The 17,463-nt window shown below is 70.6% G+C and carries 12 protein-coding genes; 5 read left to right on the top strand and 7 right to left on the bottom strand.

Annotated elements, in window-relative coordinates:
- The first annotated feature begins 5 nt into the window (after nt 1-5).
- Complete coding sequence (locus FKR81_RS03150; protein WP_146349363.1) at nt 6-1,193, top strand: glycosyltransferase 87 family protein; 1,188 nt, start codon at nt 6-8, stop codon at nt 1,191-1,193.
- On the opposite strand, the gene FKR81_RS03145 is transcribed toward FKR81_RS03150, so the two are convergent.
- Complete coding sequence (locus FKR81_RS03145) at nt 1,178-3,163, bottom strand: putative bifunctional diguanylate cyclase/phosphodiesterase (protein WP_146349362.1); 1,986 nt, start codon at nt 3,161-3,163, stop codon at nt 1,178-1,180. The two genes, FKR81_RS03150 and FKR81_RS03145, sit on opposite strands and share 16 nt — an antisense overlap.
- Before the next feature lie 287 nt (nt 3,164-3,450).
- Here FKR81_RS03145 and FKR81_RS03140 point away from each other — a divergent pair, with 287 nt between their 5' ends.
- Together FKR81_RS03140 and FKR81_RS03135 are read left to right on the top strand one after the other, a co-directional pair.
- The gene (locus FKR81_RS03140; RefSeq protein ID WP_186762726.1) at nt 3,451-4,395 is read left to right on the top strand and encodes a sugar ABC transporter substrate-binding protein; all 945 of its coding nucleotides are present in this window, start codon (nt 3,451-3,453) and stop codon (nt 4,393-4,395) included.
- A 70-nt stretch (nt 4,396-4,465) separates the two neighbouring features.
- Nucleotides 4,466-5,914 (top strand): amidohydrolase family protein, encoded by a 1,449-nt coding sequence (locus tag FKR81_RS03135; RefSeq protein WP_146349360.1) that lies wholly within the window; start codon nt 4,466-4,468, stop codon nt 5,912-5,914.
- Nucleotides 5,915-5,975: 61 nt separating this feature from the next.
- On the opposite strand, the gene FKR81_RS03130 is transcribed toward FKR81_RS03135, so the two are convergent.
- On the bottom strand, nt 5,976-8,366 hold the full coding sequence (locus FKR81_RS03130; protein ID WP_146349359.1) for a GH92 family glycosyl hydrolase: 2,391 nt from the start codon (nt 8,364-8,366) through the stop codon (nt 5,976-5,978).
- Between the two features lie 174 nt (nt 8,367-8,540).
- Between FKR81_RS03130 and FKR81_RS03125 the strand changes: the two genes are divergently transcribed.
- Complete coding sequence (locus FKR81_RS03125) at nt 8,541-9,416, top strand: hypothetical protein (protein WP_146349358.1); 876 nt, start codon at nt 8,541-8,543, stop codon at nt 9,414-9,416.
- A 16-nt stretch (nt 9,417-9,432) separates the two neighbouring features.
- Here the strand turns inward: FKR81_RS03125 and FKR81_RS03120 are convergent, their stop codons facing one another.
- The 5 genes from FKR81_RS03120 to FKR81_RS03100 form a co-directional block, all read right to left on the bottom strand.
- A complete protein-coding gene (locus tag FKR81_RS03120; RefSeq protein WP_146349357.1) occupies nt 9,433-10,173 on the bottom strand; it encodes an SDR family oxidoreductase in 741 nt (246 codons plus the stop codon).
- Nucleotides 10,174-10,257: 84 nt separating this feature from the next.
- A complete protein-coding gene (locus FKR81_RS03115; RefSeq protein ID WP_146349356.1) occupies nt 10,258-11,127 on the bottom strand; it encodes an RNA polymerase sigma-70 factor in 870 nt (289 codons plus the stop codon).
- Between the two features lie 50 nt (nt 11,128-11,177).
- Nucleotides 11,178-11,651, bottom strand: a complete 474-nt coding sequence (locus FKR81_RS03110) for a hypothetical protein (RefSeq protein ID WP_146349355.1) — start codon at nt 11,649-11,651, stop codon at nt 11,178-11,180.
- A gap of 17 nt (nt 11,652-11,668) precedes the next feature.
- The gene (locus FKR81_RS03105; RefSeq protein ID WP_146349354.1) at nt 11,669-12,781 is read right to left on the bottom strand and encodes a DUF6745 domain-containing protein; all 1,113 of its coding nucleotides are present in this window, start codon (nt 12,779-12,781) and stop codon (nt 11,669-11,671) included.
- A 102-nt stretch (nt 12,782-12,883) separates the two neighbouring features.
- Nucleotides 12,884-13,687 carry a hypothetical protein gene (locus FKR81_RS03100; protein ID WP_146349353.1) on the bottom strand — a complete coding sequence of 268 codons (804 nt, stop codon included), beginning with the start codon at nt 13,685-13,687 and terminating at the stop codon, nt 12,884-12,886.
- Nucleotides 13,688-13,903: 216 nt separating this feature from the next.
- Here FKR81_RS03100 and FKR81_RS03095 point away from each other — a divergent pair, with 216 nt between their 5' ends.
- A complete protein-coding gene (locus tag FKR81_RS03095; protein ID WP_146349352.1) occupies nt 13,904-17,434 on the top strand; it encodes a DUF4132 domain-containing protein in 3,531 nt (1,176 codons plus the stop codon).
- Nucleotides 17,435-17,463: the final 29 nt, after the last annotated feature.

The following is a 17,463-nucleotide window of genomic DNA, read 5'->3' as shown; positions in this document are numbered from 1 at the left end:
GCGGCATGCGCGTGGGACTGGTCGTGGCCGGATCACTGGCGCTGGCGGCGGTGGTGTCGGTGTTGCACCACCACGTCACCAGCTACCTGGTGATGAGCGGGTTCCTCGACCTCGAGGTGTACCGGGCGGGCGCGCAGGCGTTCCTGGCCGGGCAGCCGCTCTACGACGGCAAGATCGCGGGTGGCGCGTTCGCCTTCACCTATCCGCCCTTCGCCGCCGTGCTGTTCACCCCGCTGGCGCTCGGACCGGTCCAGCTGTGGCAGGCACTGGTGTTCCTGGCCAACCTGGCACTCCTCTGCACGGCCGTGCGGCTGTGCCTGCGCACAGCGCGGCGTCTGGAAGTGCTGGGGCTCAGCGCGGTGCTGTTCTGGCTGGAACCGGTGTCCTGGACCGTCTACCTGGGACAGATCAACCTTCTGCTGCTGGTGCTCCTGTTGTGGGACCTGGGATCGGACCGGCCGGGCCGCTGGCGCGGCATCGGCGTGGGCATCGCGGCCGGCCTCAAGCTGACTCCGCTGATCTTCGTGGTCTACCTGCTGGTGACCCGACAGTTCCGCGCGGCGCTGGTCGCTGCGGCGACCACGGCCGTCACCGTCCTCATCGGACTCGTGTTCGCCCCCGCGGACACGCTTCGCTACTGGTCGGGGACGTTCCTGCGGGCCGAGCGGGTCGGCGAGGTGGCCTCGGCCATGAACCAGTCGATCAACGGCGTGCTCGCCAGGCTGCTCGCGGTGCCGCAGCCGCCCACGTGGCTCTGGCTGGCCGTCGCGGTGCCCGTCGCCGTGCTCGGGCTGCTCGTCGCCGCACGGGCACACCGCGGTGGCGACCAGTTGCTCGCGATCACGGTGTGCGGGCTCACCGGCGCGGCTGTGTCCCCGATCTCGTGGAGCCACCACTGGGTGTGGTTCGTGCCGCTGGCGATCCTGCTGTACCAGCGTTCGCCTCGGCTGGCCGCGGGGCTCGTGCTGGTGCTGTTCGCCTGGCCGGTGCACTTCCTGACCGGGCACCGGATGGACGTCCCCGCGCTCGGATTGATCGGACTGCCCGCGTGGCACGGGCTCGAGCTGATCTGGGCCAACCTGTACCTCTTGGTGCTCGGCGCCACGTTCTGGATGGTCCGAGGTTCCACGTGGCAGGCCCGGCGGGGGTCACCCTCGGCCACGAGCACCGCGCAGCCCTACCTGGACGCCTGAGTCACCGGCGCCGCATCGCCTTCAGCGTCCTGTGTGGACTCGTGCCGGTCCAGCCACGCGACGAACTCCTCGGCGGGGAGCGGCTTGCTGAGGCAGTACCCCTGCACGATGTCGCACCCGAGCGCCGCGAGCACGCGCCACGTCTCGTGGTCCTCCACGCCCTCGGCGACCACCTCGAGCTCGAGGTTGTGCGCGAGCCCGAGCAGGGAACGCGTGATGGCGTTGCTGCTGGCGTCGGTGAGCATGTTCGTCGTGAACGAACGGTCGATCTTCATCTCGTGCACGGGCATGGTGCGCAGGTAGGCGATCGAGGAGTAGCCGGTGCCGAAGTCGTCGATCGACAGCCGCACGCCGAGGTCCCGCAGCCTGCCGAGCACCTCGGTCGCGCACTGCGGGTCGGCGATGATCGCGCTCTCGGTGATCTCCAGCGTGAGCGTCTCCACCGGTCGTCCGTAGCGCGCCAGCACCGCCTCGACCTGGTCCGGGAACGTCCGGTTGTGCAGGCACTGAGCGCCGACGTTCACCGAGACCGGCACGTCCCAGCCGCTCGTGTGCCAGGCGTGGCACTGCGCGAGCGCCCGATCGAGCACGTACTGGGTGAGCGGTTCGATCAGGCCGCTGTCCTCGGCCGCCGGGATGAACTGGTCCGGTCCGAGCAGGCCGCGCTGCGGGTGCTGCCAGCGCGTCAGCACCTCCACGCCGCAGACCGCACCGCTGCGCACCGTCGCCTTGGGCTGGTAGTGCAGGACCAGCTCGCCGTGGTCGAGCGCGTGCCGGAGATCGCTGATGACGGTGAGCTGGGCGGTGCTGTACTCGTCGAGCACCGGTTCGTAGACCGCCGTGCCCAGCCGGCCGCGCTTGGCCGCGTACATCGCGATGTCGGCGTGCTTGAGCAACTCGTTCGCGTTGACCGAGTCGGCCGGGTACACGGCGATCCCGATGCTGCCGCTGACCTCCAGTGAGAGCCCGTCGAGGTCGACCGGGGACGCGAGCGCCTCGTGCATCCGTTCGGCCACGCGCACCGCGTTGGCCACGGCGTGCACCCCCGGCAGCAGCACCGCGAACTCGTCGCCGCCCAGCCGGGCCACCGTGTCGAGGTCGCGGACCGTCGTCGTCAGGCGGGCCGCCACGTGCTGCAGCAGCCGGTCGCCGAACGAGTGGCCCAGCGTGTCGTTGACGGGCTTGAAGCGGTCGAGGTCGATCAGGAGCAGTGCGAGCGGGTGGTCGTCGTCGGCGCGCTGGATGGCCTGTTCGGTGCGTTGCGCGAGCAGGGTCCGGTTGGCCAGCCCGGTCAGCGAGTCGTGCGTCGCGTCGTGCTCGCTGCTGGCGGCCTGCCGCAGGACCTTGCGCCGGTGGCCGAGCAGCACCATCCCGCACAGGCCGACCAGTGCGAGGTCGACGACGGACGCCACCAGCGCGGCCAGCCGCAGCTGGTGGTTCCGCCGGTCGGCCAGCTTGAGGTACTCGGTGGTCTCCAGCCGCTTCAGCTGCACCACCGAGGCCAACTGCTTGCGCAGCGACCCCGCGGTGAGCTCGGCCTGGGCCGCGTTCAGCCGCAGGCCCTCGGTGTCGCCGCGGTCGCCGAGTGCGAGCATCTCCTTCAGCAGGGTCGTGTAGTCGCCGTACAACCTGCCGATCTTCGCCGACGCCCTGACATCGGACGGCGTCCCGTTGTCCGCCAGCCAGCGCAGGTTCTCGTCGTCCGCACCAGCCGCCGTGGCGAGGGGTTCGCGCATGATGTCGGTGCCTGCGAGCAGGTAGTCGCCCATCGCGTGGTCCGCGACGTCGACGCGCTGGACGACCTGGCCCCAGCGGTCGCTGGTCTCGGTGAGCTCGCGGAGGTGGGCGTTCGTGCTCTGCATGCTCATGCTGGTCCACAGAGCCACACCGGCCAGTACGACCAAGCCGATCGACAGACCGGCCACCGCTGCCCGCGCGGTGGCCCGAGCCTCGATCCACTTCCAGAGCATCTGTTTGATCCCGTGTCACGCGGACATGGACGCGTGATCGTAGCAACTCGGCGCAATACGGCGCCCGTTTCGCCGCGCGGCTAGCCGGAATCGGGGAATGGCAGCCGAATCTCGTCACTCGTCGTGGTCGAGTACCGTCGGCCGCCGCGAACAATCAGGATTGGCGGCTGATGACGCTTCATTCACGTTCCGTCGCGGTAACTGTTTCGTCCGGCCTGGTGCTGGCACTCACCCTGAGCGGATGCGGCGACGAGAAAACATCCAATGATCGGCCCACGATCGGTTTCGTGTCCCAGAACACGAGCCGGGACTTCTCGAACGAGATGAGCGACGGCTTCACCGCGGGCGCGCAGATCGCGGGTGGAGTCGAGTTCGTGGTGACCGGTCCGCCCACCCACGACGGACTCAAGCAGGTCGAGCTGTTCCGGGAGCTCACCACGAAGGCGAAGGGCGGGATCGGCGTCTCGGCGGTGGCGCCGGAGCTGCTCGCGGCCCCGATGGGCAAGGTGACCGAGAGCGGCATACCGGTGATCGCCGTGGCAGGCGGTCAGATCGCGCCGGGAGCGGGCGTGAAGCTGCTGCTCGAGAACGACAACTACGAGCTCGGCCAGATGCTCGCCGACGAGGCGATCAAGCGGCTGCCCGCCGCCAGCACCGGCAAGGTCGTGCTCGGCAGCAACTCCCCCGCCCAGCCCGCGCTGGACCAACGGGCGCAAGGCATGCGGGACCGGTTCGCCGAGAAGCTGCCGTCCGTGCGGGTGATCGGCCCGCTGGACACCCAGCGCGACGCGCCGCCGAACCTGGTCGCCTGGCGGACGCTCGCCGACGCCAACCCGGACGCCGTCGCGTTCCTGGGCACCGGTGACATCGACGCGGTCAACCTCGCCACCGTGCGCGCCGACACCAAGGGGAAGTGGCTGGCAGGCGGGTTCAGCCTCGACCCTCGTGCATTGCAGGGCATCAAGGACGGCAACCTGTTCGCGTCGGTCTCCGCCGAGCACTTCGTCAAGGGCGCGGCGGCCGGGTGGCTGCTGGCCCAGCACGCGAAGGACGTCCGGCAGCTGCCCGAGGGCTGGCTGGTCACGCCCGGTCTCGTGGTCTCTTCGTCCAATGTGGACGAAATCGCGCAACGTCAGGCGGCGAAGGACAAGCAGTCGTGGTTCCGGCCGCAGGTCGACGCGGTGATCACCGACGTCGAGAAGCATTTGCGACCACTGGACCAAGTCAGATGATCATGACGCATACCTCTGCCGGTTAGGGTGCGGGCACACGTGTGCCGACTCCCCCTGACAGAGGTGGCAGATGATCAACCGCAGGACTCTGACGAAGGCGCTGGGCGCGGCGGCCGTGGTCACCACGGCGAGCGGAGCGGGCATCGCACAGGCGGATCCCGCTCCGCACGAACCACCCGGCCGCCGGGGCAGGTACCTCATCAAAGGCGGATCGGTGGTGACCGTCGATCCGGCACTCGGGACCCTGCCCCGAGGTGACGTCCTCGTCGACGACGGCCGGATCGAAGCCGTCGGCCGCAACTTGCCCGCACGCGGCGCCAAGATCATCGACGCGACGGACATGATCGTCATGCCCGGCTTCGTCAACACGCATTACCACATGTGGAGCGCGCTCGGCCGGAACTACATCGCGGACGGATTCGGTTACTTCGCGGCGAAACGGGCCACGTCGACGCATTACGAGCCGCGCGATTTCTACAACAGCGTCCTGCTCGGCCTCGTCGAACTGGTGAACGCGGGCGTCACCACGGTGCACAACTGGTCGAACAACACCCGCACACCGGCACACGCGGACGCCGAGTTGCGCGCACATCGGGACGCGATGGTGCGCGCCCGGTACTCCTACGGTCACATCGACCAAATGCCGCGGGAACAGCCGGTCGATTTCACCGACCTGGACCGGGTGCGGCGGCAGTACTTCCCCGGCGGCACCGCGTTCGACGGCCTCGTCCATTTCGGCATCAACCTGCGCGGACTCTCGCAGAGCACCGAGGCCGCCTTCATCACTGACATGGAAGCGGCGATGGGGCGCGGGCTGCCCGTCGCGATCCACGCGGGCCAGGCACCACCCCGGATCGTCGACGCCGCCGACTACGAGCGACGCGGGTGGCTCGGCCCGAACGTGCTGCTCTGCCACTACATCACCGCACTCGACAGCGACATGGAGATCCTGGCCAGGACCAGGACGCCGCTGGCCTGGTCCACGCACTCGGAGTTCCGGCTCGGCAGCGCGGGCGATCCCCGCGACACGCTGCTGCGCCTGCGCAGGGCCGGGGTCAGCGTCTCCCTGTCGTCCGACGCGACCTCGATCGCGCCGCCCGACATGTTCGAGACCATGCGGCTCACCTGGAACACCGGAATCCCGTGGCAGGGCACGCCGTCCGCGACGCTGCCCGAGATCGGCTTCCGGGACGTCCTCACCATGGCCACGATCAACGGCGCGCGGGCGCTGGGACTCGGCGACGCGACGGGGTCGCTCACCGTCGGCAAGCGCGCGGACATCATCCTCATCCGCACCAACGACGTGAACATCGCGCCGATCGCCAACATCGAGACCACCGTCGTGCAGTCCGCCACGCCGGCGAACGTCGACACCGTCCTCGTGGACGGCCGCATCCTCAAGCGCGGCGGCAAGCTCGTCGCCTACGACGTCGACAAGCTGGTCCGCAACGTCAAGGCGTCCTCGCTGCGCATCCGCACGGCGGCGGGCGGCATCCTGACACCACCACCGGAGGCCTGACCGCAAGGCGGACAACGAGGTCCAGCCCGCGCGGGCTGGACCTCGTCGCGCCCGACGGCGGTCAGGAATCGAACGACGGTGGTGCGTCGGCGGGCGAACTGCCCCACGACGTGTTCGGCTTCGACCCCAGTGTGAAGCCGACCGTGCCACCTCTCTGCACCAGCGACTCGGGCAGCCACGCCTTGGTCGACGCGGCCCCGTTCACCGCCAGGCTCTGGACGTACTTCGTGTCCGCCGACGCCCCCGGAGCGGTGATCGTCAGCATGACGCCGTTGCTCCGCTTCACGACGATCCGCTCGAACAGCGGGCTCGCCAGCAGCATCTCGGCGCGGCCGGGGGTGAGCGGGTGCATGCCCATCGCGCCGAAGACGTACCAAGCGGACATCGCGCCGAGGTCGTCCTGGCCGGGAATGCCGCTGGGAGCCGCCGACCACAGGGTGTTGACGATCTCGCGGATCGTCTCCTGGGTCTTGTACGGGCTGCCCGCGAAGCTGTACATCCACGGCGCGGTGATCGACGGCTCGTTGGCCATCTCCGCCTTGAGCCCGCCCTTGCCGCTCAACGCCCAGGTGCCGTCGACGTTGTGGAAGAAGTTGTCCAGCCTGGCGGTCGCCTCGGCGTTGCCTCCCATCATGGTGATCAGCGCCTTGCCGTTGTGCGGCACCATCCACGTGTACTGCGCCGAGCTGCCCTCGGCGAAACCGGCTCCGCTCGCCGGGTCGTGCGCGGGCCAGGTGCCGTCTGCCTCGCGGTTCTGGACGTACTTGCGCGCCGGGTGGAAGACGTTCTTCCAGTACTGGCCGCGCTTGATGAACTCGGAGTACCGGCCGGTGTCACCGAGCTTGCGCGCGAACTGGCTGAGCGAGAAGTCGGCGATGGACTCCTCCAGCGTCTCCGCCGCGCCGCCCCACGCGTTGCCGTTCGCCGGGATGTAGTGGATCGACAGCCACTTGTCGAGCGACGGGCGTTCCCCGACGACCATGACGTTCCAGCCGTCGCGGCTCAGGTCCTCGGGGGTGACGGTGGTCGCCGAGTGCACCATCGACGCGAGCGCGGCCCGCGTGTCGAAGCGGGTGCCGCCGAACGCGTGGATGCTGGGCAGCGCGGCGTGCGCGGGGTCGCCGTTCATGACGTGCGTGCCGCCCTGGTTGTGCGTCCACCTGTCCCACACGCCGTTGTTCTGGGTGGCCTGGTTGAGCAACGACTGCGCGATGTCGGAGCCGGCGTCCGGACGGAGCAGTGTCACCAGCTGCAGCTGGCCGCGGTAGACGTCCCAGCCGGAGAAGTTCGCGTACTGCGCCCGCTGCCCGGCGGACACCGTGTGCACCTTTTGATCCATGCCGGTGTACTGGCCGTTGACGTCGCTGAACACGTTGGGGTGCAACAACGAGTGGTACGCCGCCGTGTAGAACGTCGTCAGCTGGGCGGGGGTGCCGCCGGTGACCTCGAGCCTGCCCAGCTCGGTGTTCCAGGCGGTGAACGCTCGCTGCTTGACCGCGTCGAACGTCGTGCCCGCCGGGTTCTCGGCCGCGAGGTTGGCCCGCGCGTTGGCGGCGCTGACGTACGAGATGCCCACCCGCGCGTTGACCGTGCGACCGGAGCTGAGGTCGAACGTCACGTACCCGCCGGAGCCCTTGCCCGGTTCCGGCCAGCCCGCGGTGCCGTAGGTCGTGCCACCGGAGGCGCTGGTCGTGCCCGGCCGCACCACGTCGTTCTCCCACGTTCCCGTGGTGGAGAACGGTTTGTCGAAGGTGACGGTGAAGTGCAGCGTGTAGTAGCTGCGCCTGCCGATCGGGTTGATGTAGCCGCAGAAGTTGCCGCTGGTGACCGAGCCGCTGATCGTGCGGGTGGCCGGGTCGATGCTGGTGACCGCGGCGCCGCTGCCGACCTCGGAGCTGGATGTGCGCAGCAGCATGCTGGCCGTGCCCGCCGGGTAGGTGAACCGGCCGGAGCCCGTCCGGGTCGTCGCGCTCAGCTCGACGTCCACGCCGGAGTCGAGCTTCACCCGGTAGCTCCCGGCCTTGCCGGACTCGTTGGCGTGCGCGAAGTTCGTGGCGTAGACGGCATCGGTGGTGTCCGCCGTCGGCGACGTGGTCACCGTGCCCGCGTACGGCAGGAACGGGATGTCGCCGGACGCGCCCGCGCACCCGGTGCCGGACAGGTGGGTCAACGCGAACCCGCGGATCCTCGTGGCCTTGTAGTCGTAACCACCCGGCGAGGGCGTGCGGTTCTGGTTGCCCCTCGTGTTCTCCGGGCTCCACTGCACCATGCCGAACGGGGTGTCCGCGCCCGGCCACGTCTCGCCACGGCCCTCGGTGCCGATGAGCGTGTCGACGTAGCTCGCGGGGTTCGCCACCGGAGCCGCCTGTGCCGGCACCGGAACAACGGTCCCGGCGACCAGAGCGCTGATGGCGATCGCCTGCCGGAGCCGGGTCCTGAAACGCGCGGGCATGCGTTTCCGCCTCTCGTCGTCCGCGACGGGCGGCGGTGCGCGCGGGTACAGGTAGGTCCTACTCCTTCGCGGCGCCGCGAACCGTTCCGGAGTTTCGGATGTTGACGCGGGGGCCGGCGCCTCGAAGACTGGATCTTTCGGCCTGGTGCTGGTTTCGCGGTGGCCAGAGGGTGCATGATCGGTCGCGTGCCGGGGCCGTTCCACGTCGTGCTGCGGGAGGCGATCCACCAGCGTGGCCTGCCGCTCGAACGGCTGCGCTCACGGTTGGCGCAACAGGGAATCCGGGTCGGCCTCGCCACGCTCAGCGACTGGCAGCACGGCCGCACCTCACCGCGGCGGCCCCACTCGCTGAAGGCCGTCGGCGCGCTCGAGGAGATACTCGAACTGCCTCCCCGGACGCTGACCGGACTGCTCCGCGCGCCCCGGCTGGGCGTCGACGAACGCAGCGGCGCGCTGGGCGAACTGCTGCAGGCCGTGCCCCGCGCCTACTCCTGGGACCTGGAACCGATCACCGTCGAGCACACCGTCACCGTCGGCGCGGACCGCCGCACGGCCACGCTCGGCATCCGAAGTCTCGTCCGCGCCCGCCGCGACGGCGTGGACCGCACGACCCTGCGGTACTTCGGCGCGCAGGACGGCGTCATCGACCAGGTCGCCGTGCGGCCGGTGCGCAACTGCGCCACCGGCAGGCTGCTGCGGCACGACCCCGGTGGCGCGCTGGTCGTCGAGGTGCTGTTCGGTCAGCCGCTCGCGGCAGGCGAGACGTGGCTGTACGAGTGCGAGGTGCACAACCCTGCGGCGAGCACGGACTTCGCGCACGGCTTCCGCCAGCCGGAGGGCACGTTCCTGCTGGAGGTCCGGTTCCACCCCGACGCGTTGCCCGCGGTCGTGCGCGGGTACTACCGGGCGGACCTGTACGACGGCAGGCACCGGGTCACCGAGCTGCCGCTCAACACCCACCACGCCGTGCACATCACGGCCGAGGGCATGGCGGCGGGCGTCGTCGGCATCAACTGGGAATGGCAGAGGTCGCCGGACGGCGACCCCTGATCCCATCCGCGGTGACTCAGCGGGCGAGCCAGTCCGCGAGGCTCGTCGACGAGAGCTCGGCACCGTCGCCCGGCACCAGCGAGTCCTGCTCCAGCAGGGTGCCGAAGTACTGCGCGCTCGGGTCCGTGACGACCTGGCGCGCGTCGGCGCGGGCGGTGAGCACGGTGCGGATCCACTCGTCCATCCCGAAGACCTCCGGGCCGCCGATCTCCAGCACGCCGTCGAGCGGCGCACCCGCCGCGGTGCGTCCCACGACCGAGGCGACGTCTTCGGCCGCGATCGGCTGCACACCACCGTCGGGCAACCGCACGACGCCGTCCGAGGTCGCCGAGTCCGCGATCCTGACCGCGAACTCGAAGAACTGGGTGGCGCGCACGATCGAGTGACGCAGGCCGGACTCCTCGATCAGCTTCTCCTGGACCACCTTCGCGCGGAGGTACCCGGAGTCGGGCAGCCGCTCGGCGCCGACCACCGACAGCGCGACGTAGTGGCCCACACCGGCGCTGCGAGCCGCCTCGACCAGGTTGCCCGTCGCGGTGCGGAAGAAGCTCATGACGTCGTCGTCCGCGAACGAAGGCGAGTTCGACACGTCGACCAGCACGTCCGCGCCCTGCAGCACCTCCTTCACGCCCTCGCCGGTGATCGTGTCGACGCCGCTCGCCGGGGACGCGGGCACGGCGTCGTGGCCGTGCTCGCCGAGCCTGGTCACGACCTGCGAGCCGATCAGCCCGGTGCCGCCGATGACAACGATCCTCATGGTCCGTCCCTTCGTGGGCCCGCCGGTGCGCGGGCGTTCACGAGCTGAGACCGGACAGCGGGCGCAGGTGTGACAGGACCTGCGTCACACGGTGCGGAACGCGCCGATCTTGGCGGGGTTCACCAGCCACATCACCTGGTCGATGCCTTCCGCCGACGCCGTCACGGTCACCAGGGCGTGCGTGTCGCCGTCCCGGCCCACCGCGACGGCGGCCAGCCCGTTCACCTCGACGAAGGACACGTCCGCCCCGGTCCAGAACTTCGGTGCCCACGAGGCGAACACCCTCGCCAGGTTCCGCGCGCCGACCAGCGGGACCCGCGCCGCGCGCGCCACGCCACCGCTGTCGGAGTAGCTGACCACGTCGTCGCTGAACAGCCGCTCCAGCTCGGCCAGCTCGCCCGCCTGCGCGGCGGCCACGAACGCGGACAGCAGCCGCCGCTGCTCGGCGGAGTCCACCGGCGCCCGCCGTTCGTCCGCGAGGTGCTTGCGCGCCCGGCTGACCAGCTGCCGTGCCGCGACCTCGGTGGTCCGCACGATCTCGGCGATCTCCCGGTACGGGTAGTCGAACGCCTCGCGCAGCACGTACGCGGCCCGTTCGGTCGGGGTGAGCTTCTCCAGCAGCATCAGCACGGCCAGCTCCAGCACCGCGCCCCGCTCGGCACCGAGCTGCGGGTCCGCGGCGGTGTCCACCGGCTCCGGAAGCCACGGCCCCACGTACGTTTCGCGGCGCGCCCGCGCGGTCTGGCTCTCGTTGATCGCCAGCCGGGTGATCGCCGTCGCCAGGTACGCCTCCGGGTTGACCACGGCTGCCCGGTCCGCGGTCTGCCAGCGCACCCAGACCTCCTGCACGAGGTCCTCGGCGTCGGCGACGCTGCCCGACATCCGGTACGCGATGCCGAACAGCCTCGGCCGGGCCGCGGTGAACTCGGACTCGGCGTGGTCCAGCTGCGACATCAGCCACTCCGTTTCTCTCCACGGCCACCGTAGCGCCGGACGGCGCCCGGCTAGTCGGCGACTAGCGCCGTCGAACCTCCGTGGTACCAGGTCGTCGAACCGAGCAACGGGTACCCCACCCGGCCGGAGGTGCGGCGTTCCCGCTGACGCCGCACCAGCCACCGCCCCGGCGCGACGCCGGTGCCGCCGTGTTCCGGGTGCACCAGGTAGACCGGCGCGGAGTTCTCGAACACCGCGATGCCCAGCCCCGCCGCGTCGTGCACGTTCTGGTGGTACCGGCAGATGTCCGGGTCGGCGACGAGCGTGTGCGGGTTGTTGCCCGCGGCGCCGCGGACGAGCTCCGCGCCGCTCGGCGGGACCGCTCGCCAGCCGGCCGCTCGGACCTGCGCGGTGGTCATGTCGAGCGGGATGACGACGAGGTCGCCCTGCCCCTGCAGGCCGTCGATCACCGGGATGGTCAGTTGTCGTTCCAGGTGGTCCACGGCGTCCATGCCGGACCGGTCGAGCAGTTGCGCGAGATTCACGTGATCACCTCGTGAGGTCAGGTCCGGCGCCGCAGCTGGGCGTACTGGGCTCCGCTGAGCCCGTACGTCCAGCCCGCCGCGTCGATCGGGTTGTCGAAGTGGGACGGGACGAGCAGGCCGTAGCGGCGCCGCGTGCCGTCCCGTTCGAAGGAGCCGTTGACGGCCAGCAGGAGTCGCGTGTGGACACCCCACACGTCCGACGGCAGGTCGTACAGGAGCAGTGCGCTGTCGGGGTTTCCGGGATCAGCCGACTGGCCGGCGAGCCGCAACGAGGCTCCGTCGATGAACGCGGCCCAGCCGATGTGCTCGATCGCGCACCGGCGCACCTCGACGTTGCGCTCCGCCGCGATGCGGTCCACGGTCGGTGCCTCGACGACCCAGCCCGGCACCGGGGTGCCGTGCCAGGCGTACACCGACCAGCCGTCCGGGAACTCGATCGCCTTGCCGTGCAGGCGAATCTCGTCGTCGAACGTGCCGGGCACGGGTTCGGTGCCGAACGCCGACGGGCGTTCGGCGATCACGCACACGTCCTCCCGCGGCCACCACCAGCCGCAGCTGCGGGCGACCGTCGCCCACAGCTCGAACTGGGCCTCGTCCTCGGGATCGTGGCGCGCGCCGAGCACCCTGCGGTGCACGTCGTGGTGCGCGATCCAGTCGGCTTCCTGCTGGCCGTACCAATGCAGGCCGAGACCGTCGCGCAGTTCGGAGCGGATGCGGCGCGTGATCGGTTCCAGCTGTGCGCGCAGCACCGTGCGGACTCCCCCGCGTTCCGGCCACAGGTTCGGTGCACCGCGGATGCCGTGGTCGAGCCGGTCCCGCAACGCAGACCCCAGCGTGGCCAGCTCGCTCTCGAACGGCCACGGCCCGTCCGCGGACAGCGCGTTGACCGTCGGTGGCACGAGTGACGCGGCGATCGCGGGCGAGCCGGTCCAGTCGAACCGGGGCTTCGGCCTGCCGGCCAGTGCGTAGAGGGAGGTGATGGCGCGTTCGGCGGCCTCGCGGTCAGCCGGTTCGGCGCGCAGGGCGTGACCCTGCCATTCGGTGCGGATGTCGACGGCGGTGAGCCACAGGTCGAGTGCTCGGGCCGGATCGGCGACGTGCCGGGACGTGCGCCGGCGACGTGCGCTCATCGCGCGAGGGCGAACACGCCCTTTCGATCGGTGGACATGCCCCCATGATCACAGCACGGCCCGCGTTCGCGCAAGGCCGTGCCGTGATCACCGGGTTCGGCGCTACTTCTTGGTCGCCTGGTAGTTCCGGAAGTTGATGTACGTCGTGAGGATGTCGGACGAGGCGCTCTCGACCGAGCGGTAGATGCCCCACTTCGGCCGGATGTAGTCACCCTCGTCCGGGATGCGCACGTCCGTCCGCCTGCCCTGCGCGGCGATCGGCGCGTTCGCACCCGTGCCGTTGCGGATCACGAACCCGACCGTGCCCTTGGCGCCGGGCGTGATCGTCCACTCGACGGTGACCCACTTGTCGCGCAACGGGGCCAGGTCGGTGGACGCGATGTCCGGCGCGCCGGACGTGCTGAACGCCCGCGCCCGGATGGTTTCCTTGCTGCCGCTGCGGCCGAGGGACAACGTCGTCCACGGGCCGCCGTTGGTCTTGGGTGTCTTCGTCTGGAAGATGTGGGTGAACTTGCTGGTGCCGTGCAGGGTCGACGGCATGAACATCTCGTAGGAGATCGTCCAGGTCTCGCCGTTCTTCAGCTTCAGCGCCGCCCCGTTCGCCACCATGCCCTTCGACTCGGTGCGCTGGCGGTCACCGCCACCCGTGGTGTCGCGGTCGTCCTTCCAGATGTTGAACTTCCAGTGGTCGCCTTCGATGACGACGTACTTGCGTTCCGGGTGCTTTCCACCGCGGTCGGCCTCGATCCCCTCGAAGGCCTTCAGGCCGTCGACCGCGGGGTTGGGCTGCCACTGCGGGGCCAGTGCCTGCGGCGCCGCTCCCGCGGGTGCCACCGACGCGAGCACGAGTGCCGCGGCCGCCGCGGTCTGCAGGGCGGCCCGCCTGGTGAACCTGAGCTCCACCATCGTTTCTCCGTGTGTCCTTCCTGGCGGCGATTCGACAGGGGTGCACAGCGACGGCGGTATTCGGAACGTAGATGCAATCGGTTTCATTTGTCAACGAAGGAACATCGTTCCTGTCGGGCTCCTTGCGTCGCTGTTCGATCAAGCCGGCGGAAATTGTCGGACCTCTGCCGTACGGTCCCGCACAACATCGGATCGACGTGCAGGAGGTAGGCGAACGTGCGCAGGTGGGAGCTGGTCGACGGTGGCTCGGCCAAGTTCTGGGAGATCGGTCGCGACGACGTGGACGTGACCGTCCGGTTCGGACGGCTCGGGACCGACGGGCAGACGAAGGTCAAGTCGCTCGCCGACGTCGCCGCGGCCGAGTCGCACGTCGCCAAACTGGTGGCGGAGAAGGAGAAGAAGGGCTACAGACTCGTCGGCGACGCGGTCGAGACGGCACCGGTCGCGCCCGTGGTTCCCACCGCACCCGCCGAGCCCGGCCGCGACGAGGACGCGTTCGTCATGCCGCCCGCGTGGCGGCGGCACGCGTTACCGCGGCGCGACCGAGGCGAGCCCGTGTTCCGGCCGGACGAGGCCCGGATCGCCTCCGGGGCCAGGTTGCTGGCACACGGTCGCCCGCGCGCGGAGAAGATCCTCGCCGACCACCGCTCCGAGAAGAAGCTGGCGGCGGCCGGGCGCGAGTACCTCGCGGGCAGGCCGACCCCGCTCGGCGCCGCGGTCGTGCGCCTGGCGTCGATGCAGGACAACTACCACCGGCCGGACGTGGCGGCGGTACCGCACCACTGGATCGCCGAGCACGGCCCGGTGTTCGCGGCCGAGGCGATCATGCGGTGCGCCGAGGTGCACACGACCATCGACGACGAGGCGGAGGTCAACTGGGGCAAGGGTGAGCGGCCCGACTGCTGGGTCGTGCCGCAGACCGACGACCTGCCCATCAACCACCACCAGGTGCTCCCCGGTGCCGACGCGGTCAGGGCGGCGCTCGCCGCGGCGAGCGACGAGGAGTACGCGGCGGCCGAGGAGGCGCTCGAACCGCTCGGCGCGGACTTCACGCCGAACGTGCTGCGGGCGTACCTGATGCCGACGCGCGCCGACTGGGTCGCCGAGTCGCTCGACGAGGACATCGACCACGTGCACTGGGCGCTCACCGCGTGCAGCATCAGCAGGCCCGCCGACCTCGACGTGCTCGACCGCTCGCACGGCTTCATGTGGGACCAGGAAGTCGTGTACACGCTCGTGGGCGCCGTCGGCACGGCGATCGCGCCGCTGCTGGCGCAGGAGCTCGACTCCGCCTACAACCACGCCGAGTCGCGCAAGCGAGCGCTCACCATCCTGGCCGGGCTGCCGACCGACGAGGCGTTCACGATCCTGCTGGACCGGCTGGAGCAGAACAAGGTCCAGCCCGCGCTGCTCGAAGCGATGAAGGCGTTCCCGAACCGCGCGGCGCGGTTGCTCGCGGCACGGGCGCTCGGCGACGAACGGATGCGCGGGCTGTTCGACGCGCACCTGCGGGCGCACCCCGAGCTGACGCTGTCCGACGAGGTGCGGGCGGTCGCGGACCAGCTGACGAGCGGAGCGGGCCTGTTGCCCGTCGCACCCGACGAAGCGTTGCCGGAACTGCTGGTGCGGCCGCCGTGGACGCGGCGGATCAAGCCGGTGAAACCCGTTGTGGTCGAAGGGCTTTCGGCACCTGAACCGTCGGTCACCTGGGCCGCGGGCGAGCAGGACGCGTGGCTGCGGGAGACCGGGTACTGGGCGAACTGGGGCAACGAGAACTGGGAGGAATCGCGCGACCAGATCCTGAACGACAAGACCAACGGGCACGACGAGACGTACTTCTTCGCCAAGGGGCCGGAGGACATCGTCCGGCCGATGCTCGCCGGCTGGACGCCGACGTATTCCTACTACGGCGACGAGTGGGGCAAGGTGGTCGCCGCGAGGTACGAGCTCGACGCGCTGGCCCCGTTGGCGCGCTACGCCGGGACGAGTCCCCAGTCCCTCGGCGTGCTGCTCGTGCCGTTCGCCTCCGCCGAGGTCGCCGCGCTGATGGCGGACTGGTTCTGCCGCACCAAGTCCGCGCGCAAGCACGCCGTCGAGTGGCTCGTCCGGCACGGCGCGACCGCGGTCCGGGTGCTGCTCCCCGCCGCGCTCGGAGAGAAGGGGCCGGAGCGGAAGAACGCCGAGGCGGCGCTGCGGTTCCTCGGTGCGCAGGAGCACGACCTGGTCGCGATCGCGGCCGAGTTCGGTGCCGCCGCACGAGAGGGTGCGCACGCGCTGGTGAGCGTCGACCAGACCGAGGTACTGCCCGCGAAGCTGCCCGTGGTCCCCGCGTGGGCCGACCCGCACCTGCTGCCGCAGATCAAGGTCCGGGACGAGAAGCAGGCGCTGCCGCCGAGCGCGGTCACGCACCTGCTGACGACGGCCGCGCTGTCGAAGCCGGGTGAGGTGTACGCGGGCCTGCCGATCGCCGCCCAGGCGTGCGATCCCGCCTCGCTGGCGTCCTTCGCGTGGACCGTGTTCGAACGGTGGGTGCAGGCGGGCGGGCCGTCGAAGGACGGCTGGGTGCTCGCCGCGCTCGGCTGGTTCGGCGACGACGAGACGGTGCGCAGGCTGTCGCCGCTGATCCGGCAGTGGCCGGGTGAGAGCCAGCACCAGCGTGCCGTGACGGCGCTGGACGTGCTCGCCGAGATCGGCTCGGAGGTCGCGCTCGCGCACCTGAACGGCATCGCGGAGAAGGTGAAGTTCAAGGGGCTCAAGACGAAGGCGCAGGAGAAGGTCGCCGCCATCGCCGCCCAGCTGGGGCTGAGCCGCGAGCAGCTGGCCGACCGGCTCGTGCCGCGGCTCGGTCTCGACGAGGCGGCGTCGCTGACGATCGACTACGGCGCGCGCACGTTCACCGTCGGGTTCGACGAGCAGCTCAAGCCGTACGTCGTGGACTCCGACGGCAAGCGCCGCAAGGACCTGCCGAAGCCGGGCGCCCGCGACGACGAGGAGCTCGCGCCCGCGGAGCACCAGCGGTTCGCCGCGTTGAAGAAGGACGTCCGCACGGTCGCCGCGGACCAGATCCACCGGCTGGAGGCGGCGATGGTCACCCAGCGCGCGTGGACCGCCGCCGAGTTCCGCGACCTGCTGGCGGGGCACCCGCTGCTGTGGCACATCGTGCGCAGGCTGGTGTGGGTCACCGACGGTGGTGCCTCGTTCCGGCTGGCCGAGGACCGCACGCTCGCCGACGTCGAGGACGGCGAGCTCACGCTGCCGGACGACGCGCAGGTGCGGCTCGCGCACCCGGCGACGCTCGGCGCGGACGTGCTCGCGGCGTGGGGCGAGGTGTTCGCGGACTACGAGATCCTGCAGCCGTTCCCGCAGCTCGGCAGGCCGGTCTACGCGACCGAGCCCGGCCAGGCGCTGGACGTGGCGCTCAAGCAGTTCTTCGGGCTGGAGACCCAGGTGGGCAAACTGCTCGGCCTCACCAAGCGCGGCTGGGTGCGCGGCGAGCCGCAGGACGCGGGCATCGAGTGCTGGATCACCCGGCCGCTGCCGAACGGCGGCGCCGTCGTCGCGTCGCTCGATCCGGGCATCGCGGTGGGCCTCGTCGACGAGTTCCCGGACCAGCAGCTCACCGAGCTCTGGTACTCCCCCAGCGGCCACGGTTCGTGGTCGTCGCCCAAGGACGCGGCCCACACCACCGAACTGGACCCGGTGACCGTCTCCGAACTGCTGTCCGAGCTCGCCTCGCTGACGAGCTGAGGCGTGCGGGCGGACGCTCGGCCGAGCGT

Origin of the sequence: Lentzea tibetensis, assembly GCF_007845675.1 — a bacterium.
Classification (GTDB): Bacteria; Actinomycetota; Actinomycetes; order Mycobacteriales; family Pseudonocardiaceae; genus Lentzea; species Lentzea tibetensis.
Note: the sequence above shows the minus strand (reverse complement) of the source record. Positions and strands in the feature narration are given on the sequence as shown.

Bases quoted from the DNA above. Each gene is read 5' to 3' on its own strand.
- FKR81_RS03150 (WP_146349363.1), top strand. From the start codon at position 6: ATGCGCGTGGGACTGGTCGTGGCCGGATCACTGGCGCTGGCGGCGGTG.
- FKR81_RS03145 (WP_146349362.1), bottom strand. From the start codon at position 3,163: ATGCTCTGGAAGTGGATCGAGGCTCGGGCCACCGCGCGGGCAGCGGTG.
- FKR81_RS03135 (WP_146349360.1), top strand. From the start codon at position 4,466: ATGATCAACCGCAGGACTCTGACGAAGGCGCTGGGCGCGGCGGCCGTG.
- FKR81_RS03130 (WP_146349359.1), bottom strand. From the start codon at position 8,366: ATGCCCGCGCGTTTCAGGACCCGGCTCCGGCAGGCGATCGCCATCAGC.
- FKR81_RS03125 (WP_146349358.1), top strand. From the start codon at position 8,541: ATGATCGGTCGCGTGCCGGGGCCGTTCCACGTCGTGCTGCGGGAGGCG.
- FKR81_RS03120 (WP_146349357.1), bottom strand. From the start codon at position 10,173: ATGAGGATCGTTGTCATCGGCGGCACCGGGCTGATCGGCTCGCAGGTC.
- FKR81_RS03115 (WP_146349356.1), bottom strand. From the start codon at position 11,127: ATGTCGCAGCTGGACCACGCCGAGTCCGAGTTCACCGCGGCCCGGCCG.
- FKR81_RS03105 (WP_146349354.1), bottom strand. From the start codon at position 12,781: ATGAGCGCACGTCGCCGGCGCACGTCCCGGCACGTCGCCGATCCGGCC.
- FKR81_RS03100 (WP_146349353.1), bottom strand. From the start codon at position 13,687: ATGGTGGAGCTCAGGTTCACCAGGCGGGCCGCCCTGCAGACCGCGGCG.